This is a genomic window from Bacteroides thetaiotaomicron VPI-5482, assembly GCF_000011065.1.
Classification (GTDB): domain Bacteria; phylum Bacteroidota; class Bacteroidia; order Bacteroidales; family Bacteroidaceae; genus Bacteroides; species Bacteroides thetaiotaomicron.
On sequence record NC_004663.1, the window covers coordinates 582,754 to 604,395 of the forward strand.

Below are 21,642 nucleotides of genomic sequence, written 5' to 3' on the forward strand. Positions count from 1 at the left end.
TTTTATGAAATATCTTATTACATTGCCATGGATGCCTTATCCTGCTACAGACGGAGGAAAGCAGGGGTCGTTTAATATGTTAATGGAGTTGCAGAATATGATAGATATAACTTTGATCTATCCTGTATTCTTTAAGAAACAAATGGCCTGTCAATATTTGTTGGAAAAACAATTACCAAAGGTTAAAGTTTACCCTTTTGAATATTATAAAAATAAAGATGGCATCAAGTCGCAATACTCATTATTTCGTCTGCACCGTATTATAACCCGGAAATTTTTGAAACAGCCATATTTGGCTACACCTATATATAAAGATGCTTATATTGATTTTGTAAATGAAATTATAAAAAAAGAGCGGATTGATATTGTTCAAAATGAATATTTTGAACAGCTATATATGGTTTATGCTATTCCTAATACTGTAAAGAAGGTGTTCATTCAACATGAAATTCAATACATTGCTAAGGAACGTCTGATTCAGCAGCGTGAATATCCTTCTAGCGTACGCTATTTAGCCACGATGCAACGGATACAGGAAATTAATGCGTTAAATGAATACGACCAAGTAATAACAATGACTGATATTGATAAGAATATCCTGATGTGTGATGGGGTAAGAGCACCTATTTCAGCTTCTCCTTCCTTTATTCCTTTACCTGATAATATAGCATATAAGGAATGTGAACGGAGTAGTATCTGTTTTATTGGTGGTTCTGGTCATAATCCAAACTTGAATGGAGTTACTTGGTTCTTAGATAATGTTTGGTCTTTGATACTCAAAGAAAATCCCAATTTTACTTTTAAAATTATAGGAAAATGGGATGAGAAAATTAAAACAGAATATCAGAAGAAGTATAGAAATTTGTTTTTTTGTGGCTTTGTAGATAACTTGGCTATGGTTATATCTGAATGTATTATGGTAATACCTATTTTAATAGGTAGCGGTATTCGTATGAAAATATTAGAATCGGTCAATTTCTATTCGCCTTTCGTTACTACCACAGTAGGTGTAGAAGGACTTGATTTTATAAATGGAAAAGAGTGTATCATAGCTGATGAGCCTCAAGCTTTTGCTACTGGTGTTTTAAAAATAGCAACAGATAAGGTTTTACAACATAATCTGACAAAAGCTGCTCATGAGAAACTAATGGAGATGTATTCACCGGAAGCTTCTGTACAGCGGCGCCTGAATATTTATAATGAAATGTTGAAACGATAATGAGATTATGAATTTATCGGTTGTTCTGTTTATACTAATAGTTGTATTTATTAAGTATTGGTTACTGCTATTTACTTCTCCTTTACTAATGGCTTATTGTTGGCTGCATCGTCGCAAAAACATGGCTAATCCTGAAGGTGAGGTGAGTGAAATTAGGGATTCTGGCATTACTTCTTCTTCTTGTTCTAAAAAATTGTTCAAACGAATAGATAAAAGAGGATTGATCAATATTGTGGATGGTTATTTTCGTTGGATGATCAAAATAATTTCGGATATTCCTTCACATCATATACGTGATTTCTTTTACAAGTATATTTTCTTGGTAAAAATGGAAAAGAATTCAGTATTATATTATGGAAGTGAAATTCGTGCACCATGGATGTTGATGATAGGAAAAGGTTCTGTCGTTGGAGATAATAGTATTCTGGATGCGAGGCGTGGAGGAATCTATATCGGTGAAAACGTTAATATTGCTTCTAATGTTTCTCTTTGGACAGGTGGTCATGATTATAATGATCCATACTTTCGATCTATGAAAACGAATCGTGGTCCTATTTATATAAAGAACCGTGTATGGATTGGCCCTAATGTAACAATTTTGCATAGTGTTACTATTGGGGAGGGAGCAGTGATAGCAGCTGGTGCCGTAGTTACTAAGGATATTCCGCCTTTTACTATATGTGGAGGAATACCAGCAAAAGTTTTGGCGCAACGTTCTATTGATTTGCGGTATACTTTGGGAGGGACATATCTTCATTTTCTATAAAGTTGATTAATGAAAAAATTAGCAATTGTAATACCTGCCTATAAGGTAGACTTCTTTGAGACTGTATTATTCTCTTTAGCGCAACAGACATGTAAAGATTTCACTGTTTATATTGGTGAGGATTGTAGTAGAGATGATTTTAAGAGTCTTATAGAACAATATTCGAAGCAATTGGATATTGTTTATAGAAGATTTGAAGTGAATTTTGGTGGGCATGATCTCGTTGCACAATGGAACCGTTGTATACAACTGACACAGAATGAGCCTTGGCTGTGGCTGTTTTCTGATGATGATATTATGGGGCCTCGTTGTGTAGAATATTTTTTTAATACAATAGCAATAGATAATGGAGCTTTTGACATTTATCATTTTGATGTAAAGATTGTTGATTGCGAAAATCAGATAGTGAGAATTCCAACTGTTTATCCATCGGTGATAGATAGTGAGACTTTTTATCGTCGGAAAGCGTCGGCTCGGTTAGATAGTTTTGTAGTAGAGTATATTTTTCTAAGGGATATTTATAATTGTACAGGTGGTTTTCAGCACTTTGATTTAGCATGGGGAAGTGATATAGCTACATGGGTGAAAATAGGAGCTGATAAAGGTATTAAAACTATTTCTGGAGATTATGTATATTGGCGTAAGAGCAAAAAAAATATAACACCTAATATGGATAATAAAATGGTGCTCCGGAAGCTTACTGCTGATATTGAGTTTACTCATTGGATAAATGAGTTCTTTCATAAATCATCTGTCTACCGATTTACAAAGTATGCTTTTTTTCGTTTAGTGGTACATTATTCTCAAGCAATCTCAAAATCTCAAATACGCCTCTTATTAGATAAGGCGGTTGGAAAAAATATTATTTCCTTCAATGATGCATTTATCATTAATTGGACATATCGTTTCATTCAGCTAGCTAAAAGAGTAAAGGATGTTCTATATTTTTGACTATATGAATAATTTATATATTTCAATAAAATGATTGTAAGAAGTAAAGCGCCATTACGTCTGGGATTGGCTGGTGGTGGAAGTGATGTATCACCTTATAGTGATATTTATGGAGGGTTGATTCTCAATGCAACAATTAATTTATATGCTTATTGTACTATTGAAGAGACCAACAGCGGTAGGATTGAGATTAATGCTTATGATGCACAATGTTGCAAAAGTTACCTTTCTATGTCTCAATTAGAGATTGATGGAGAAGCAAGTCTCATAAAAGGTGTGTATAACCGTATTATTCGTGATTATAGGCTTGAGCCTAAGTCATTCAAAATAACAACTTATAATGATGCGCCTGCTGGATCAGGATTAGGAACATCCTCTACTATGGTTGTTTGTATATTAAAGGCTTTTATTGAGTGGTTGTCACTTCCTTTAGGAGATTACGAGACGTCGCGTCTAGCTTATGAAATTGAACGTAAGGATTTGGGATTGAGTGGTGGTAAGCAAGATCAATATGCAGCAGCTTTTGGGGGATTCAATTATATGGAATTCTTGCAAAATGATTTGGTGATTGTTAATCCGCTAAAAATGAAACGTTGGATTGTGGATGAATTAGAGTCAAGTATGGTTCTATATTTTACAGGTCGTTCTCGTTCTTCTGCTGCTATTATTAATGAGCAGAAGAAAAATACGAGCGAAGGTAATCAAACCGCTATAGAGGCGATGCATAAGATTAAACAGAGTGCTATTGATACTAAATTAGCCTTGTTGAAGGGGGATGTTGGGGAGTTTGCTCGTATTTTGGGTGAAGGATGGGAAAATAAGAAGAAGATGGCTGGCGCCATTACTAATCCGATGATTCAAGAAGCTTTTGATGTAGCCACTGGTGCCGGTGCTATGGCCGGTAAGGTTAGTGGAGCAGGTGGGGGAGGATTTATCATGTTTGTGGTTGAGCCGACACGTAAAGAAGAAGTGGTACGGGCTTTAAATAATTTGAATGGTTTTGTTATGCCATTTCAGTTTATTGATGACGGTGCACACGGATGGAAGATTTATTCAACAGATAAAGTTCAGAAATAGATATAGCATAAGTATGGAAAGTATTGATATTGTAAGAAAACAAGTAGCGGAGAGTGAGCGAGTGAAAGCGGAACTTTCTAAAAATGAAGAAGTGATAGCGGCTATTGCTAAAGCGGCTGACGTATGTACTGAGGCCTATCGTCGAGGAAATAAAACGATGTTTGCGGGTAATGGGGGGAGTGCAGCTGATGCTCAGCATTTAGTCGGCGAATTTGTGAGTAAGTTTTATTTTGATCGTCCGGGAATTCCTTCAATAGCTTTAACTACGGATACCAGTGTTATTACAGCTATTGGTAATGATTATGGATATGATAAAATATTTACACGCCAACTCCAGGCACAAGGTGTGGCAGGAGATGTTTTTATTGGTATTTCTACTTCAGGTAATTCGAAAAATATTGTAGATGCCTTGCCTATATGTAAAGAAAAGGGGATTACGACGATTGCTCTTACAGGTATGAAGTCTTGTAAAATGGATGATTTTGATATTGTCATTAAAGTTCCTAGTGCTGAAACCCCTCGTATACAGGAATGTCAAACATTGATAGGACATATTATTTGCTGTATTGTGGAAGAGAATATTTTCGGGGAAGAATATAATAAATAATTTTATGGAAGTTATCATATTAGCTGGTGGATTTGGGACTCGTTTGCGTAGTGTAGTAAATGAAGTACCCAAGTGTATGGCGCCAATAGCAAACAAACCTTTTTTGTGGTATTTACTGAAATATCTTACAAAATTTGATGTATCAAAAGTAATTCTATCTTTGGGTTATTTACGCGGTGTTATTATTGATTGGATTGATGAGTGTAAAGATGAGTTTCCTTTTGCTTTCGAATATGCCGTGGAGGACGAACCATTAGGGACAGGTGGAGGAATAAAACTAGCCTTAAAGAGAACTAGTAAACCTAATATTATTGTTTTGAATGGCGATACATTCTTTGATGTAAATTTGAATGAATTATATGAATGGCATTGTTTATATCCTTCATCAATCACACTGGCATTAAAGCCAATGGAAAACTTTGACCGTTACGGAAATGTACAGATATGTGAAGATACTAATCAGATTAGGAGATTTGATGAGAAAAAATATTGCGAGAAAGGCTTGATTAATGGTGGTATATATATTATCAATACATTAGAACCGATATTCGACAGACTACCGCAGAGATTTTCTTTTGAGACAGGAGTTCTTCAACCCCAATGTTTATTAGGAAAACTTTATGGTGTGGTGCAAAATGGATATTTTATTGATATTGGTATTCCCGAAGATTACGACAAGGCCAATGCGGAATTTTCAGATCTCCTTTTCTAAATAATTCTTTCTATAATGAGACTACAAGATATTGATGTAACTGGTTTTGAAACATTGTTGCTAGATCGTGATGGAGTGGTTAACAGACTTCGTCCAGATGACTATGTGAAAAAATGGGAAGAGTTTGAATTTCTTCCTGGAGTACTTGAAATTTTGAAAGCTTGGAATACCCATTTTAAATATATATTTATAGTGACTAATCAGCGTGGAGTAGGGAAGGAAATTATGAGTGAAGAGGATTTAAAACATATACATGAGCGAATGATTTCTGAAGTTAAGAACTATGGAGGGAGAATAGATAGAATTTATTATTGTACCGCTTTGACGGATTCTGATATTAACCGTAAACCGGGAATAGGTATGTTTCTTCAAATATTGAGAGATTATCCAGATATTGATAAAGCTAAGTGCCTTATGATAGGTGATAGTGATAGTGATATAAAATTTGCTAAGAATTGTGGTATTGTAGGAATTAAAGTTATATGAAAGAGAAAATTTTGTTTTTGACAGCATATGTTCCCAATAAGGCAGCAGCAGGTGAAAAAAACACTATGATAATGCTGAATGATTTAGCTTCATGTTATGATGTTGATTTGATTTATTTTAAATATGATTGGGAAAATGATTATGTGCCCGAAAGAGGAAATGTAAATACGAAACTAACAATTCGTAACTCGATAATGACTAAATTAAAAAATATTTGCAACTTTCCTTTTGTTCATCCTACTTTTTCTATACGTTTTAATTGGCTGATACTTCGAAGAGTTAGGGATTTGCTTAAAATGAATCATTATAAAGTTGTGATTTTTAATCATAGTAATATGTTCTTGTATGGACGATATATTGATAAACGTATTCCTAAAATATTACTTTGCCATGATGTAATTGCACAACGTGTGCTTCGTTCTTCTTCATATTTAATGCAGAAGATATGTATTTTCTCGGAACGGATGTCCTTGAATCTGCCTAATGCTCATATTTTTTCTTTTTCACAAAAAGATTGTGACCTAATAAAACAGATTTATCATAAGGAAACTAATCTTTGTTTAGACTATATTGATGAACAAATTATTAATAAAAGTCCCGATAAAGTTGAGGATTATTTCACAATGTTTGGCGATTGGCGGCGTAAAGAAAATGCGGAAGGGGCTTTGTGGTTTATTAATACTGTAGGTCCATTATTGAGAAAAAAAGTACATATTAAAATCATAGGACGTGGATTTCCTAATAAAGATGTGAAAAATATAGTTCCGAATTTGAATTTAGATATTCTTGGCTTTGTAGATGATCCATATAAGATTTTATCTCAGAGTAAAGCTTTGATATCCCCATTGTTTACAGGGGCAGGTATTAAAGTCAAGGTTATAGAAGCTTTGGCATGTGGCATTCCTGTTATTGGAACTGATATTGCTTTTGAAGGTCTTCCTCCTTTATTTAATTCCTTTATGCTCATTGCTGAGACGCCAAAGGATTATATTAGATGTATGGAATGTCTCAATTTGAATATAGATGAAAGAATAAAAACGAAAGAAATGTTTATTAAGACATATCAATCGGATTCCATAACAAACTATATTAAAAGGATTTGAGTGATTTATTGTTGATATGTGTGAGTTTATTGTTTAGTCTTTACTGCCAGATTTAATATAACTACAATCATATAGTGAAAGTCTATATATTTAGTTTAATAGATATATTATTTGGAATTAATTTATTCAATTTTCCTTTGTTAATCCTCGATAAATATGATTGATATTTCTATTATTACGGTCGGTATGAACCATCTTTTATACCTTAAAGTATTATTACGTTCTTTATATAAAGAGAATATTCCTCAAGCAAGTATTGAAATGATTTATGTGGATAATTGTTCATCAGATGGTACTGTTGAATATATCCGACAAAATTATCCTCAAGTAAGGATCGTTGAGAATCAAAAACCTTTAGGATTTGGAGAAAATAATAATAAAGGAGTATTAGCCTCAATAGGGAAATATATTGCTATTATTAATCCGGATATTGTTTTGCATAAAGGGAGTTTAGATTTTCTATATGAATATGTTGAAAAGCATCCTATTATAGGCATTACTGTACCAAAACTATTGAATCCAGATGGGACAGTTCAATATTCTGTGAGAAGTTTTATTACATTAAAAGTTCTGTTCTCTCGATTTTTATCTAAAGGTAATGATCAAACAACCAGTAAGATAGTGAATAAGTATCTTTGTAAAAACATGGATACAACAAAGATACAACCTGTAGATTGGGCTATTGGCGCAGCATTATTTATGCGGAGAGATTTTTATGCTTTTTTAGGCGGGTTTGATCAGAATTATTTTTTATATATGGAAGATGAAGATATTTGTCTTCGATCTTGGAAATGTAATCGTCCTGTCATTTATTTTCCTGAATCTATAATGACTCATAACCATCTTCGTGGAAGTTCTAAAATCGGTCGAAAGGCGCTTCTTCATTTACAGAGTATGTTTGTTTTCTTTAAGAAACATGGATGTTCGATTGGAAGCTTTTGTTCTAAAATGCAAGCTTGCTCAAAACTAGAATATTATTAGAAGAATAAATGTGGTTTTATAGAAATAATATTAAAATCTATTATATAACATCGTTCTATGCAGGAGATCCAACGTTTTAATAAAGTTTTAAAATCTTGTGTCCTTTTTGGGGATATAATTTTGTTGAATTCATTGCTATGGGGATTTGAACTGGTTTTGGGCAGTCGCTTTTATTCTGGTAATTTAACTTCTCTTTATCAAGGGATGGTTCTGCTTAGTCTATGCTATCTGGTTTGCAATATTCAATCAGGGGTTATTTTGCATCATCCAGTTGTTCGTCCGGAACAGATTATGATTCGTGTACTTCGTAATATGGTTCCTTTTATTTTATTTTCCATTTGCTTTTTGTCTCTTTTCCATTTTGAATTTTTCCGCTCTCGGTTGTTCGGATTGTTTTATGTTGCTTTACTGATCATCTTGATTTGTTATCGTCTTGCTTTTCGTTATTTTTTGGAGCTTTATCGTGAAAAAGGAGGAAATGTTCGCATGGTTGTATTGGTGGGCAGTCACGAGAATATGCAGGAACTTTACCATTCAATGACAGATGATCCAACTTCAGGCTACCGTGTAATGGGATATTTTGAAGATTCCCCATCCGATTATTATCCGGAAGAAGTTGCATATTTGGGACAGCCGAAAGAGGCGATTGAGTATTTAGAAAGAAATTCAGGTAAAATTGCACAACTCTACTGTAGTCTTCCTTCTGTACGGAGTGCGGAGATTGTTCCGATCATTAATTATTGCGAGAACCACTTGGTGCGTTTTTTTAGTGTTCCCAATGTCCGTAACTATTTAAAGCGCAGGATGTATTTTGATTTATTAGGTAATGTACCAGTATTATCTATTCGTCGTGAACCATTGGAACTTCGTGAGAATCGTGTTTTAAAACGATTTTTTGATATAATATTTTCATTGATATTCTTGTGTACTATTTTCCCTTTTGTTTATATAATAATAGGGATTGCTATTAAAATCAGCTCGCCGGGGCCCATTTTTTTTAAACAGAAACGTAGTGGTGAAGACGGTCGTGAATTTTGGTGTTACAAATTTCGTTCTATGCGAGTAAATGCACAATGTGATGTTCTTCAAGCTACAGCAAATGATCCTCGTAAAACACGTATAGGTGAGTTTATTCGTAAAACGAGTATTGATGAATTGCCTCAGTTTATTAATGTATTGATGGGTGATATGTCTGTTGTTGGTCCTCGCCCCCATATGCTGAAACATACAGAGGAATATGCCCAAGTGATTAATAAATTTATGGTTCGTCATTTTGTGAAGCCTGGTATAACTGGTTGGGCGCAAGTAACAGGCTATCGTGGAGAGACTAAAGAACTTTGGCAAATGGAAGGACGGGTTAGTCGTGATATTTGGTATATTGAGCATTGGACGTTTATGCTTGATTTGTATATTATTTATAAAACAGTATATAATGCTATTCATGGAGAAAAAGAAGCGTATTAATTAGTAATAAAACAACAAAGTATAAAAGAATAGATATCTAATTCATCACAGTTATGAGAATATTGAATAAATTGATTTTTGTAGTGTTACTGCCTTTTCTGTTTACGGCCTGCCAGTCCTACAAGAAAGTACCTTATTTGCAGGATACAGAAGTAGTAAATCAAATAGAACAGAAAGAGAATTTGTATGATGCAAAGATCATGCCTAAAGATTTGTTGACTATCGTAGTTTCCTGTACTAGTCCGGAGTTGGCTGCACCATTTAATTTGACAGTTGCCAGTCCAACAAATTTGTCTGTTACTAATATTTTAGCTACTACACAACCTGTGTTACAAACTTACTTGGTAGATAATGAAGGAAAGATTTTTTTTCCTGTATTGGGAGAGTTAAAACTAGGTGGTTTGACAAAGAAACAGGCAGAACAAATGGTTGTAGAAAAGTTGAAACCCTATATGAAAGAAACGCCTATCGTTACAGTGCGTATGGTAAATTATAAAATCTCAGTGATAGGTGAAGTCACTCGTCCGGGTACTTTTACTATTTCTAATGAAAAAGTCAATTTATTGGAGGCGCTTGCTATGGCAGGGGATATGACGGTGTATGGCTTGCGGGATAATGTAAAACTGATTCGTGAAGATGCCACAGGTAAGCAAGAAATTATAACTCTTGATTTGAATAAATCAGAAACAATTCTTTCTCCATATTATTGGCTACAGCAAAATGATGTCGTTTATGTAACACCTAATAAGGCAAAAGCTCGTAACTCGGATATTGGGAATAGTACGAGTCTATGGTTCTCTGCTACATCTATCCTAGTTTCTCTTGCCAGCTTATTATTTAATATCTTAAAATAACGTTTTGAAAAAATGAAAGAAGAAATAGTAAACGAAAGACAGTGTGAAACTGAGGACGAGAAAATAGATATTCAACAATTACTTTTTAAATATATTATTCATTGGCCGTGGTTTGTCGGTGCCGTTTTAGTTTGTCTTATTGGAGCTTGGATATATTTGCGTATGGCCACTCCTGTTTATAATATATCGGCAACAGTTTTGATAAAGGATGACAAAAAAGGTGGCAATACAGGAAGTATGGTAGGACTGGAAGAATTAGGGTTAAGTGGCTTGATTAGTTCTTCTCAGAATATAGATAATGAACTTGAAGTTTTACGTTCAAAGACTTTAGTGAAAGAAGTAATCAATCTGTTAAACTTATATGTATCATATACAGATGAAGATGGATTTCCTTCAAAGAATATGTATAAAACTTCTCCTGTTTTAGTTAGTTTGACTCCGCAAGAAGCTGAGAAACTAACTGATCCTATGGTTGTTGAGATGGCATTGTATGGAGAAGGTGGTTTGGAGGTAAATGTTACAGTTGGTGATAAAGAATACCAAAAGCATTTTGAGAAATTGCCAGCTGTATTCCCGATGGATGAGGGAACTTTAGCTTTTTTTCAATCGCCAGATTCCTTATCATTGAAGAAAGATACAATGGAAGCGTCTTCAAATATACGGCATATTACGGCTAAGATTAAATCACCTATGAAAGTAGCACGGGCGTATTGTGAAAATTTAAAAATTGAGCCTACTTCTAAAACGACTTCGGTAGCTGTGATTTCATTGAAGAACTCTAGTTTGCAACGTGGGCAAGATTTTATCAATCAATTATTAGAAATGTATAACCGTAATACGAATAATGATAAAAATGAGATTGCTCAAAAGACTGCTGAATTTATAGATGAACGTATCAATATTATTTCCAAGGAGCTTGGGAGTACAGAGGCAAATCTTGAGAATTTTAAACGTAATGCCGGTATTACCGACTTGACTAGTGAAGCGCAAATTGCCTTGACCGGTAACGCCGAATATGAAAAGAAGAGAGTAGAGAACCGGACACAAATCAGCCTTATTGAAGATTTGCGGAAATATATAAGAGGAAATGAATACGAAGTTCTTCCGGGTAATATAGGCTTGCAAGATCCAGGATTGGTTGCAACGATTGAACGATATAATGAAATGTTAGTTGAACGGAAGCGCTTATTACGTACTTCTACAGAAAATAATCCTACGATTATCAATCTGGATACAAGCATCCGTGCCATGAAGTCGAATGTGCAGGCGACCCTTGACGGATCATTGAAAGGTTTATTAATTACAAAAGCTGATCTTGAACGTGAAGCAAGCCGTTTTTCTCGTCGTATTAGTGATGCTCCCGGACAAGAACGTCAGTTTGTAAGTATTGCCCGTCAACAGGAAATCAAAGCCGGACTGTATTTGATGCTTTTACAAAAGCGTGAGGAGAACGCCATAGCATTGGCAGCTACTGCAAACAATGCAAAGATCATTGATGAAGCTATCGCTGATGATATCCCTGTTTCTCCTAAGCGTAGAATGATTTATCTGATCGCTTTAGTATTAGGCATTGGCATCCCCGTAGGCATCATCTACCTGATCGGCCTGACCAAGTTTAAACTCGAAGGTCGTGCAGATGTCGAGAAACTGACAACTATTCCTATCGTCGGTGATATCCCATTAACCGACGAGAAGAACGAAAAAGACGGTTCTATTGCCGTCTTTGAGAATCAGAACAACCTGATGAGCGAGACCTTCCGAAACATCCGTACCAACCTTCAGTTCATGCTTCAGAATGACAAGAAAGTGATTCTTGTGACTTCTACCGTCAGTGGAGAAGGAAAATCATTTATCTCCGCCAATTTAGCCATCAGTCTCTCTTTATTAGGAAAGAAAGTAGTAATCGTAGGGCTTGATATCCGCAAACCGGGATTGAATAAAGTCTTCCGTCTTTCGACGAAAGAGAAGGGGATTACCTTATACCTTGCAAACCCGGAAACAGATTTGATGAGTCTGGTACAACCTTCGGATATTAATCAGAATCTGTATATCCTTCCCGGTGGAACGGTTCCTCCTAATCCGACCGAGCTGTTAGCGCGTGATGGTCTGGACAAGGCAATAGAGATATTGAAGAAGAACTTTGACTATGTGATTCTGGATACCGCACCGGTAGGTATGGTTACCGATACCTTATTGATCGGTCGTGTAGCGGACTTGTCCGTCTACGTATGCCGTGCCGACTATACCCATAAAGTAGAGTACACACTGATCAACGAACTTGCCGAAGAAAAGAAACTGCCTAACCTTTGTACTGTAATCAATGGCGTAGACCTGAAACGCAGGAAGTATGGCTACTACTACGGCTACGGTAAGTATGGCAAGTACTATGGATATGGCAAACGCTATGGCTACGGATACGGTTACGGACAGGAAAAAGGTGCTAAATCGTAATCCGGTTCTAAGAATAAACCTGAGAATAAACGATAGCCCGTTTCAATCTGATTGACCACAGTATATCCCCCAAGATATAGTCAGTCAGATATAGCCGACCGCTTGATTTTCCCCAATCAAGCGGTTTGTTGTATTCATCTACGTTGACAATATAATTTTTATATCCCATATCAAAGAAAAGCGGGTATCCGGACAACCAGATGCCCGTTTTTTTTGTTATATTTGTATTATCCCTTAAAAAATGATAATTATGAAACAACACTACAGACTTACTATTTGGAGCCTTTTCTTTCTGATCACTTCCAGTGGAAGTGCCTTTGCCCAGAGAAAAACGATCACTCCGATAGACTCTCTGATAACGGTAGGATACGCCACCGGAAGTTTAAAAACCATATCCGGATCAGTGGAGAAAATCACGGAGACACAGATGAATAAAGACCAGATCACGAATCCGCTGGAAGCCATACGCGGACGAGTACCGGGTCTGACCATCCAGCGTGGGACAAACGGTCCCGCCGCCTTAGATGCAGTCCGCCTGCGAGGAACCACCTCATTGACCAGCGGAAACGACCCGCTGATTATCGTCGATGGAGTCTTCGGCGATTTGAGTATGCTTACCTCCATTTATCCTACAGACATAGAGAGCTTCACCATCCTGAAAGACGCTTCCGAAACGGCACAGTACGGATCACGAGGCGCCTCCGGTGTCATCGAAATCACCACCAAGAAGGGGATGAGCGGTAAAACGCAAGTGAGTTATAACGGTATTTTCGGTATATCCACCGTCTATAAGAATCTGAAAATGCTGTCAGCAGATGACTTCCGCCGGGTCGCATCTGAACGTGGCATCTCCATACTGGACAAAGGAAACAACACCGACTTCCAGAAAGAAATAGAACAGACAGGATTGCAACAGAACCACCACATCGCCTTTTATGGAGGCTCGAATGAATCCAGCTACCGTGTATCTCTCGGTTTCATGGACCGTCAGGGAGTCATACTGAACGAGGACATGAAGAACTTCACCTCTAATATGAACATGACCCAAAGGATGTTCGACGGTTTTCTGAACTGCGAACTGGGCATGTTCGGTTCTATCCAGAAGAATCACAATCTGGTAGACCTTCAGAAAACCTTCTATTCTGCCGCCACTTTCAATCCCACATACCCCAATCACAAAGACCCCGATTCCGGTTCATGGGACGGAATCACTACCGCCAGTCAGATCACGAATCCGTTGGCATGGATGGAAGTACAGGATCATGACGCCACCTCGCATATCAGTACTCACGCTCGTCTGACTTTCAATCTGATGGACGAACTGAAACTGGTTCTCTTCGGTGCTTATACCTATAACATAATCGAAAATTCCCAATACCTGCCCACCTCCGTCTGGGCGCACGGACAGGCATACAAAGGCACGAAAAAGATGGAATCCCTCCTGGGTAACATGATGCTGACCTACAAGAAAGGCTGGAAGAAGCATTACTTCGACGCGCTGGCACTGGCGGAACTCCAGAAGGAGACATACACCGGATTCTATACCACAGTCACCAACTTCAATACAGATAAATTCGGCTACCACAATCTGCAAGCCGGCGCTCTCCGTCCGTGGGAGGGAACCAACTCGTACTACGAGCAACCGCATCTGGCCTCCTTCATGGGACGCTTCAACTACACCTATGCCGACCGCTACAGTCTGACAATGACCGCCCGTACCGATGCCTCCTCCAAATTCGGAGCCAATCACAAATGGGGATTCTTTCCCTCCGTCTCCGCTGCATGGGTGATCAGTGAGGAAAAGTTCATGAAACGCCTCCCCGTGATTGATAATCTGAAGTTCCGTATAGGTTACGGTTTGGCTGGCAATCAGAGCGGTATCGACTCCTACACCACGCTGAGCCTTGTCAAACCGAACGGAGTGATTCCCGTAGGAAACTCGGCAGCCGTGTCATTGGGAGACTTGCGAAACACGAATCCCGACTTGAAATGGGAAGTGAAACATACCTTCAATACAGGTATTGACCTTGCCATGTTCGGCAACCGCCTGCTGCTCTCCGCCAATTATTACAACTCCAAAACGACGGATATGCTCTACCTCTACAACGTAAGCGTACCGCCCTTTACCTACAACACCCTGTTGGCGAATATCGGCTCCATGCGCAACAGCGGTCTGGAGATAGCCATCGGCATCACCCCGTTGAAGACTCAGGACATGGAACTGAACATCAACGCCAACATCACCTTCCAGCAGAACAAGTTGCTTTCTCTGAGCGGTATGTACAATGGCGAACTGATTTCCGCCCCCGAATACAAGAGTCTCGCCAGCCTCGACGGAGCCGGCTTTCACGGAGGTTATAACCACATCGTTTATCAAGTAGTAGGCCAGCCGCTGGGTGTCTTCTACCTGCCACGTGCCAACGGACTCGTTTCCGACGGAAACGGCGGCTACACCTATGACATAGCCGACCTCAATGGCGGCGGCGTCAGCCTCGAAGATGGCGAAGACCGCTATGTAGCCGGGCAAGCCGTACCAAAAACGATTCTCGGATCGAACCTCAGTTTCCGCTACAAGCGTTTCGATATTTCAGTACAGATCAACGGCGCCTTCGGACACAAAATATACAACGGAACCTCCCTGACCTATATGAACATGAATATATTCCCCGACTACAATGTGATGCAGGAAGCTCCCGCACGCAATATCAAAGACCAGACCGCCACCGACTACTGGCTGGAAAACGGAGCGTATGTCAATTTCGACTACGTGACACTCGGCTGGAACGTACCGATAGAAAAGGTGCAGAAACTAAAGAAATATGTTCGCTCCCTGCGACTGGCATTTACAGTCAACAACCTTGCGACGATTTCCGGCTATTCAGGTCTTTCGCCCATGATCAACAGTTCGACGGTCAACTCCACTTTGGGGCTGGACGATAAACGCGGATATCCGTTAGCGCGGACTTACACGTTGGGATTGAGTATTAACTTTTAACGGAGGAGGAAAACAATAATGAAAAAGATAAAGCGATATTTGCAGCAGCAAGGATGGTATTTAGAGAGTAAATCTCTATATGATGGAAAAGCAACTCTGCTTGGGGGGAATCTGCTTGAGGGGAAGATGAACCTGAAAAAAACAGTTGTCTTTCTTATTGTGTGCATTACCTTCTTCTCGTGCGACAAGTTTCTGGAAGAGAGTCCCAAAGACAAACTGCCGGAAGATGAAGTCTACAACAATATCTCGGATGTATATCTGAATGCCGTAGCCTCACTTTACACCTACATCGGCGGTTATAGCGACAGTCAGGGATTGCAGGGGACGGGTAGGGGAGTCTATGACCTGAACACCTTCACCACCGACGAAGCCATTATCCCCACCCGTGGCGGTGATTGGTACGACGGCGGCTTTTGGCAAGGTCTGTTCCTGCACCAATGGGGAATAGAAAACGATGCCATCCAAGCCACTTGGGAATATCTTTATAAAGTGGTGATGCTGTCCAACAAATCCCTCGAACGAATAGACAAATTCAGTGCTACCCACGCAGACGCCGAACTTCCCGCCTATCGTGCCGAAGTACGCGCCATGCGGGCGATGTATTACTATTATCTGATGGATCTGTTCGGACGTGTCCCGCTTATACTTACCTCATCCCCATCGATGAAAGACGTAGTGCAGAGCGAACGGAAAACGATATTCGACTTTGTATTCAAAGAACTGCAAGAATCCGCCCCTTTGCTGACCGAAGTCCACAGCAACCAGTCCGGTCCGTATTACGGACGAATCACCCGTCCCGTAGTTGTTTTCCTCTTGGCAAAGCTTGCCTTGAATGCCGAAGTCTATGCCGACAACGACTGGACGGACGGCCAGCGTCCCGACGGAAAGAATCTCTTTTTCGAAGTAGACGGCAACCGCCTCAATGCCTGGCAGACGGTTATCGCTTACTGTGACCAACTGCAAGAAATGGGCTATCGTCTGGAACCGGATTACAAAAACAACTTTGCCGTATTCAACGAACCGTCTGTTGAGAATATCTTCACCATCCCGATGAACAAGACCTTGTACACCAACCAGATGCAATACCTTTTCCGTTCCCGCCATTACAATCACGCCAAAGCCTACGGACTGAGCGGTGAAAACGGACCGAGCGCTACTATCGAAGTTCTGGAAACCTTCGGCTATGAAACAGCGCAACAGGACCCGCGTTTCGATATCTGCTATTTTGCCGGAGTCGTATATGATTTAAAAGGAAATATAGTCCGTCTGGACGATGGAACCGTTCTCGAATATTTGCCGTGGAAAGTCGAACTGGATATCTCGAATACTCCCTATGAGCAGACGGCAGGAGCACGCATGAAAAAGTACGAAGTAGACGAAACGGCTACCAAGGACGGTAAACTGATGGAGAACGACATTGTACTGTTCCGTTATGCAGATGTCCTGTTGATGAAGAGCGAAGCAAAGGTTCGTAATGGGGAAGACGGAGATGCCGAACTGAACGAAGTACGCGGGCGTGTCAACGCTTCCTCCCGAACGGCTACATTAGAAAATATCCTTGCCGAACGACAGCTCGAACTGGCTTGGGAAGGTTGGCGACGGCAGGATCTGATTCGCTTCGGAGCGTTCACGAGAGCATACAGCAGTCGTCCGCAACTTCCTGCTGAGAATAATGGATATACCACCGTATTCCCGATTCCGGAAAAGATACGGGTAATGAATACAAAACTGGAACAGAATCCGGGATATTAGCTGGTTTCATCCATTTATAATATCCAATACAAACTAAAAGAGTGTGTGTCAAGCCAATAGTAACTAAAATGGGGTGACTATTGACTTTTGACACATTTACATTTGCAGTATTAAATATCACAACAAAATATAAGTGTATATTTGAAAAGTAGAGTTGCAGTGAACTAACTTTGACACTAGTCTTAAATGACTATAGGCTGAATCAGACTGCAACTCTCTTAATAGGAGAACCTAGCCAGTTAGAATTGTAGGCTCACGACCTAATAAATGTATTAGCTGTTTCTCCTTCATGTTTAATACTGTAAATACAAAGTTATGAATTATTCTCATTTTGTAGGTCTTGATGTAGGAAAAAAAACTTTCGATGCATCATTAATGTCCGCAGACGAAAAAGAGTTGTCTCACAAGTCTTTTGATAACACTCCAACTGGGATCCAATCTTTATTGGATTGGATAGCTGGTTATCATCTCTCTTTATCCAAACTCTTGTTCTGTGCTGAAAACATGGGAAGTTATGTCACAGAGTTATCTGTTTCCAGTGTCTCCATGGGATTTTCCCTGGCTTTGGTTTGCCCGTTGACCATCAAGAAGTCCATAGGCTTGCAACGAGGCAAAAATGACCGCATTGACGCCAAAAGAATAGCGAACTATGCGGTATTACACTATCGAAAACTGGAGTTATACAAATTGCCTGACAAAGACTTGGTGAGACTGCGGGGATGGATTATTATACGTGACAATTTGGTCAAGCAAAAAGTATCAAGCATAAAGTTATTGGAAACATTCTCCTGGATGGCTAAGTTGGCTGATGTGACAGAATCCATTTCTTTTTTGGAAGAGCAGCTCAAGTCGATAAAAGAAAGAATCCTGGAGGTGGAAGAGGATATGGAGCAACTAATAGCCGCCAGTACATCGCTTTACACAAACTACTTGCTATTAAGAAGTATAAAAGGAATAGGAATTATCAATGCCATTGTATTACTGTGTGTTACTGACAATTTTCAAAGATTTGACAACCCGAGGAAATTTGCCTGCTATTGTGGGGTCGCCCCATTTGAACATACTTCAGGTATTTCCATACGGGGAAAAACGCAGACTTCTTCATTGGCTAACAAAGAAGTAAAAGTATACCTTACCCGGGCAGCTATTACTGCCATCTCTTGGGATCCGCAGATGAAAGCATACTATAAAAGGAAAATAGCAGAGGGGAAACATAAAGCATCTGTAATCAATGCTGTAAGAGCCAAAATCATAGCAAGGTCTTTTGCTGTGATACGAAGGCAGACTCCATTTGTAACATTAGCCGTATAATAAAAAGGTCCTTAACTTCGAAAATATCTTAGGTTTAGGAAGTAGCTATACACTTCTGAAGAGTAGGTATGTCTATATACAAACTTACCCAAGGATACGTTAATGTTCGTAAACTTGGGTAAGATTTTATAGATATTGTTTGGAGAGGACTTAGAATTCACCCTCCCCATAACTGTAATATTTCCTTTGATGGTGAAACGCTTATAATGTAACTCCTGTTTTAAAGATGGCAATTTCACGATAACCTTTCTTCTCGTTATTAACGAACTCACCGCTTGCTACTTTAATCACATACTCGATAAAGCGTTCGCAAGTCTTTTCCATCGGTTCGTTCTCAACGATGACTCCGGCATTGAAATCAATCCATCCCGGTTTGTTTTTAGCCAAAGTAGAATTGGTGGAAATCTTCATCGTCGGAACGAAAGTGCCGAAAGGAGTACCACGTCCGGTGGTAAAGAGTACCATATGGCATCCGCTTGCGGCAAGGGTAGTAGCAGCTACTAGGTCATTGCCCGGGGCGGAAAGCAGGTTCAGTCCTTTCTTTTGCAGACGTTCTCCGTAAGGCATCACGCCGGATACATAGCTTTTACCACATTTCTGTGTACATCCCAGTGCTTTTTCTTCCAGAGTGGAGATGCCGCCGGCTTTATTTCCCGGAGATGGATTTTCACCCACAGGCTCGCCATGGGACAGGAAATATTCTTTGAAGTCATTGATCAAGTGTACGGTCTGTTCGAACAGGTCTTTGTTCTCGCAACGGTTCATCAGAATTGTTTCCGCACCAAACATTTCCGGAACTTCAGTCAGCACGCTTGTACCGCCTTGTGCAATCAGGAAGTCTGAGAACATGCCCAGCAACGGATTGGCAGTGATACCTGAGAAACCGTCGGAACCACCACATTTCAGTCCGACACGAAGTTCTGACAAAGGTACTTCCGTACGTTCATCTTTGGATGCTTTGGCATATAAATCGCGCAGAATATCCATTCCTTCTTCGTATTCGTCACCAACTTTCTGGGTTACCATGAATTTCACACGGTCCTGGTCATAGTCTCCTAAGAATTCACGGAATACGTCCGGCTGGTTGTTTTCGCAGCCCAAGCCTACTATCAGTACTGCGCCTGCATTCGGGTGAAGTACCATATCGCGAAGAATCTTTTTCGTGTTTTCGTGATCGTCTCCAAGCTGTGAGCAACCGTAGTTGTGCGGGAAAGCCACGATGGCATCTACCCCTTTTCCTTCCGTTTCACGGCGCAGGCCTTCGGCCAGTTGTCCGATGATACCGTTAACGCAACCTACAGTCGGGATAATCCAGATTTCATTTCTTACGCCGACATCACCATTTTTACGGCGGTAGCCTTTAAAAGTGAGGTTTTTATGAGGGATATCCAGAGTAACCTGAGTCGGATGGTAGGTATACTCCAACAGTCCGGCGAGATTAGTCTTGATATTCGTTTCATTCATCCAGTCTCCCTGTTTTTTTGCCATACGGGCATGACCGATAGGGTAGCCGTACTTGATTACGTTCTCGCCTTCTGCAAAATCTTTTAATGCAAACTTATGTCCAGCAGGAATGTCTTCGTTTAGTGTAATCTCTATTCCATCTACGGATAGATGCTCTCCTGCCGGGAGGTTAACAATGGCAACGGCAACGTTGTCGGCAGGATTAATTCTTAAATACTTTGTTTCCATGTACTTGTTTAGTTGGATTTTGTTGTTATTTGCTATGGTAATAGTCTATTGTTTCTACAGTCAACAAGTCAATCGGCATATAGTTGATGCAAGTCACGTCTTTCTTGAAAATGAGGTGATCGCAGAGCGCCTTGATGCCGTTGAGGCCTTGCAGTTCCGGTTGCTGGGCGATGAGGAAGGAAACGCTTCCTTCTTTCAGGCAAGTGACATTCCGTTCCAGAAGGTCGTAGCCTATCAGATTGAAATTTTTCTTTCCGCGACTTTGCAGGTATTCGCCGATAATGTAGACTTTTGAATTGAAAGTGATTCCATTCTTTACGTTCGGGTGAGAACGGAAGAATTCATCCAGCATTTCGTTATCTTCATCATTGCGTTCGGCATGCAAGTCAAGCTCCAGTATAGTACAAGACGGATGATGTTCCTCCATGTACTGCCTGAATCCGATTTCCCTGTTCTCTTGCTGGTTAGAACCGACAATTCCTTCATGTATCTTACGGAAAATAACGATTTCCTTTTCGTCTCTGGCAAGCAGCATTAGCATACGGGCGGCAAAGTATCCGCTTTGGCGTGAGTTCTGACCGAAGAAGGCGAGGGGAGGTACGTCTTTGATATTTGAGTCTATATATATATAAGGTATATCCAACGTTTGCAACTGATCAGTAAAGCCTTTCGTATATTGCGGAGCCGTAGGGGCCACCATCACTCCGTCCGGTTGCTGAGTCAGGATAGCTTCGCTGGCGTCTACAAACGAATGATAGTCGTATGGATCGTAATAGTTGATCTTTACCGAGGTATTGAAGTCCGAGTAGGTCGCGATAGCTTCGTGGATACCCAGTTCTACTGCTGTCCAGTATTCGCCTTCCAGATGTTGAGGCAGAAGACAGATGAATGTGTACTTCTTGTTGGAAGCCAGGGCACTGGCATACATGTTAGGTTGATAGTCAAGCTGCTTCAGAATTTCTTCCACCCGTTTTTTGCTTGCTTCTGATACTCCGCTGCGTCCGTGAATGACGCGGTCTACTGTTCCTACAGACACGTCTGCTAAACGGGCGATGTCTTTGATTCTGATTCTTTCGGGCAATTTATTCATACGATCACCTTATTTATATAGGTTTATGTGCTCGCACACAATAATAATCTTAATATTTTCGATACAAATATATAACAATTTTTGTAATTACGAAAATTGTTGTATCTTTGTGCCCGCACACGAAAGGTGTG

General features: G+C 39.7%; 17 protein-coding genes. 15 read left to right on the plus strand and 2 right to left on the minus strand.

The window, feature by feature from the left end:
• Window positions 1-4 precede the first annotated feature (4 nt).
• From BT_RS02315 to BT_RS02385, 15 genes are all read left to right on the plus strand, one after another.
• Complete coding sequence (locus tag BT_RS02315) at window positions 5-1,219, plus strand: glycosyltransferase family 4 protein (protein WP_008766015.1); 1,215 nt, start codon at window positions 5-7, stop codon at window positions 1,217-1,219.
• Between the two features lie 7 nt (window positions 1,220-1,226).
• Entirely contained in the window at window positions 1,227-1,985 is a 759-nt protein-coding gene (locus BT_RS02320) for an acyltransferase (RefSeq protein WP_008766014.1), read from the plus strand.
• Between the two features lie 9 nt (window positions 1,986-1,994).
• The gene (locus tag BT_RS02325) at window positions 1,995-2,936 is read left to right on the plus strand and encodes a glycosyltransferase family 2 protein (RefSeq protein WP_008766013.1); all 942 of its coding nucleotides are present in this window, start codon (window positions 1,995-1,997) and stop codon (window positions 2,934-2,936) included.
• A 30-nt stretch (window positions 2,937-2,966) separates the two neighbouring features.
• Window positions 2,967-4,013 carry a dehydrogenase gene (locus BT_RS02330; protein WP_008766012.1) on the plus strand — a complete coding sequence of 349 codons (1,047 nt, stop codon included), beginning with the start codon at window positions 2,967-2,969 and terminating at the stop codon, window positions 4,011-4,013.
• Between the two features lie 13 nt (window positions 4,014-4,026).
• The gene (locus BT_RS02335) at window positions 4,027-4,620 is read left to right on the plus strand and encodes a D-sedoheptulose-7-phosphate isomerase (RefSeq protein WP_011107285.1); all 594 of its coding nucleotides are present in this window, start codon (window positions 4,027-4,029) and stop codon (window positions 4,618-4,620) included.
• Between the two features lie 4 nt (window positions 4,621-4,624).
• A complete protein-coding gene (locus BT_RS02340) occupies window positions 4,625-5,332 on the plus strand; it encodes a nucleotidyltransferase family protein (RefSeq protein WP_011107286.1) in 708 nt (235 codons plus the stop codon).
• Window positions 5,333-5,347: 15 nt separating this feature from the next.
• Window positions 5,348-5,818 (plus strand): D-glycero-alpha-D-manno-heptose-1,7-bisphosphate 7-phosphatase, encoded by a 471-nt coding sequence (gmhB, locus tag BT_RS02345; RefSeq protein ID WP_011107287.1) that lies wholly within the window; start codon window positions 5,348-5,350, stop codon window positions 5,816-5,818.
• Window positions 5,815-6,921, plus strand: a complete 1,107-nt coding sequence (locus BT_RS02350) for a glycosyltransferase (protein WP_011107288.1) — start codon at window positions 5,815-5,817, stop codon at window positions 6,919-6,921. The genes gmhB and BT_RS02350 overlap by 4 nt, the downstream gene beginning before the upstream one ends.
• A 156-nt stretch (window positions 6,922-7,077) precedes the next feature.
• On the plus strand, window positions 7,078-7,902 hold the full coding sequence (locus BT_RS02355; protein ID WP_011107289.1) for a glycosyltransferase family 2 protein: 825 nt from the start codon (window positions 7,078-7,080) through the stop codon (window positions 7,900-7,902).
• Window positions 7,903-7,959: 57 nt separating this feature from the next.
• Entirely contained in the window at window positions 7,960-9,366 is a 1,407-nt protein-coding gene (locus tag BT_RS02360) for an undecaprenyl-phosphate glucose phosphotransferase (protein ID WP_008766006.1), read from the plus strand.
• A 53-nt stretch (window positions 9,367-9,419) separates the two neighbouring features.
• Complete coding sequence (locus BT_RS02365; RefSeq protein ID WP_008766005.1) at window positions 9,420-10,220, plus strand: polysaccharide biosynthesis/export family protein; 801 nt, start codon at window positions 9,420-9,422, stop codon at window positions 10,218-10,220.
• Between the two features lie 12 nt (window positions 10,221-10,232).
• Window positions 10,233-12,671: a GumC family protein gene (locus BT_RS02370; RefSeq protein WP_011107290.1), complete on the plus strand. Its 2,439-nt coding sequence runs from the start codon at window positions 10,233-10,235 to the stop codon at window positions 12,669-12,671.
• A gap of 250 nt (window positions 12,672-12,921) precedes the next feature.
• Window positions 12,922-15,666 (plus strand): SusC/RagA family TonB-linked outer membrane protein, encoded by a 2,745-nt coding sequence (locus BT_RS02375; RefSeq protein WP_011107291.1) that lies wholly within the window; start codon window positions 12,922-12,924, stop codon window positions 15,664-15,666.
• An 18-nt stretch (window positions 15,667-15,684) separates the two neighbouring features.
• On the plus strand, window positions 15,685-17,418 hold the full coding sequence (locus BT_RS02380; protein ID WP_011107292.1) for a RagB/SusD family nutrient uptake outer membrane protein: 1,734 nt from the start codon (window positions 15,685-15,687) through the stop codon (window positions 17,416-17,418).
• 315 nt (window positions 17,419-17,733) lie between these two features.
• Entirely contained in the window at window positions 17,734-18,729 is a 996-nt protein-coding gene (locus BT_RS02385; RefSeq protein ID WP_005941495.1) for an IS110 family transposase, read from the plus strand.
• 201 nt (window positions 18,730-18,930) lie between these two features.
• Here BT_RS02385 and BT_RS02390 read toward each other — a convergent pair whose 3' ends face one another.
• Together BT_RS02390 and BT_RS02395 are read right to left on the minus strand one after the other, a co-directional pair.
• On the minus strand, window positions 18,931-20,421 hold the full coding sequence (locus tag BT_RS02390; RefSeq protein WP_008763047.1) for a UxaA family hydrolase: 1,491 nt from the start codon (window positions 20,419-20,421) through the stop codon (window positions 18,931-18,933).
• 25 nt (window positions 20,422-20,446) lie between these two features.
• Window positions 20,447-21,511, minus strand: a complete 1,065-nt coding sequence (locus BT_RS02395; RefSeq protein WP_011107293.1) for a LacI family DNA-binding transcriptional regulator — start codon at window positions 21,509-21,511, stop codon at window positions 20,447-20,449.
• Window positions 21,512-21,642: the final 131 nt, after the last annotated feature.

Bases quoted from the DNA above. Each gene is read 5' to 3' on its own strand.
- BT_RS02315 (WP_008766015.1), top strand. From the start codon at position 5: ATGAAATATCTTATTACATTGCCATGGATGCCTTATCCTGCTACAGAC.
- BT_RS02320 (WP_008766014.1), top strand. From the start codon at position 1,227: ATGAATTTATCGGTTGTTCTGTTTATACTAATAGTTGTATTTATTAAG.
- BT_RS02325 (WP_008766013.1), top strand. From the start codon at position 1,995: ATGAAAAAATTAGCAATTGTAATACCTGCCTATAAGGTAGACTTCTTT.
- BT_RS02330 (WP_008766012.1), top strand. From the start codon at position 2,967: ATGATTGTAAGAAGTAAAGCGCCATTACGTCTGGGATTGGCTGGTGGT.
- BT_RS02335 (WP_011107285.1), top strand. From the start codon at position 4,027: ATGGAAAGTATTGATATTGTAAGAAAACAAGTAGCGGAGAGTGAGCGA.
- BT_RS02340 (WP_011107286.1), top strand. From the start codon at position 4,625: ATGGAAGTTATCATATTAGCTGGTGGATTTGGGACTCGTTTGCGTAGT.
- gmhB (WP_011107287.1), top strand. From the start codon at position 5,348: ATGAGACTACAAGATATTGATGTAACTGGTTTTGAAACATTGTTGCTA.
- BT_RS02350 (WP_011107288.1), top strand. From the start codon at position 5,815: ATGAAAGAGAAAATTTTGTTTTTGACAGCATATGTTCCCAATAAGGCA.
- BT_RS02355 (WP_011107289.1), top strand. From the start codon at position 7,078: ATGATTGATATTTCTATTATTACGGTCGGTATGAACCATCTTTTATAC.
- BT_RS02360 (WP_008766006.1), top strand. From the start codon at position 7,960: ATGCAGGAGATCCAACGTTTTAATAAAGTTTTAAAATCTTGTGTCCTT.
- BT_RS02365 (WP_008766005.1), top strand. From the start codon at position 9,420: ATGAGAATATTGAATAAATTGATTTTTGTAGTGTTACTGCCTTTTCTG.
- BT_RS02370 (WP_011107290.1), top strand. From the start codon at position 10,233: ATGAAAGAAGAAATAGTAAACGAAAGACAGTGTGAAACTGAGGACGAG.
- BT_RS02375 (WP_011107291.1), top strand. From the start codon at position 12,922: ATGAAACAACACTACAGACTTACTATTTGGAGCCTTTTCTTTCTGATC.
- BT_RS02380 (WP_011107292.1), top strand. From the start codon at position 15,685: ATGAAAAAGATAAAGCGATATTTGCAGCAGCAAGGATGGTATTTAGAG.
- BT_RS02385 (WP_005941495.1), top strand. From the start codon at position 17,734: ATGAATTATTCTCATTTTGTAGGTCTTGATGTAGGAAAAAAAACTTTC.
- BT_RS02390 (WP_008763047.1), bottom strand. From the start codon at position 20,421: ATGGAAACAAAGTATTTAAGAATTAATCCTGCCGACAACGTTGCCGTT.
- BT_RS02395 (WP_011107293.1), bottom strand. From the start codon at position 21,511: ATGAATAAATTGCCCGAAAGAATCAGAATCAAAGACATCGCCCGTTTA.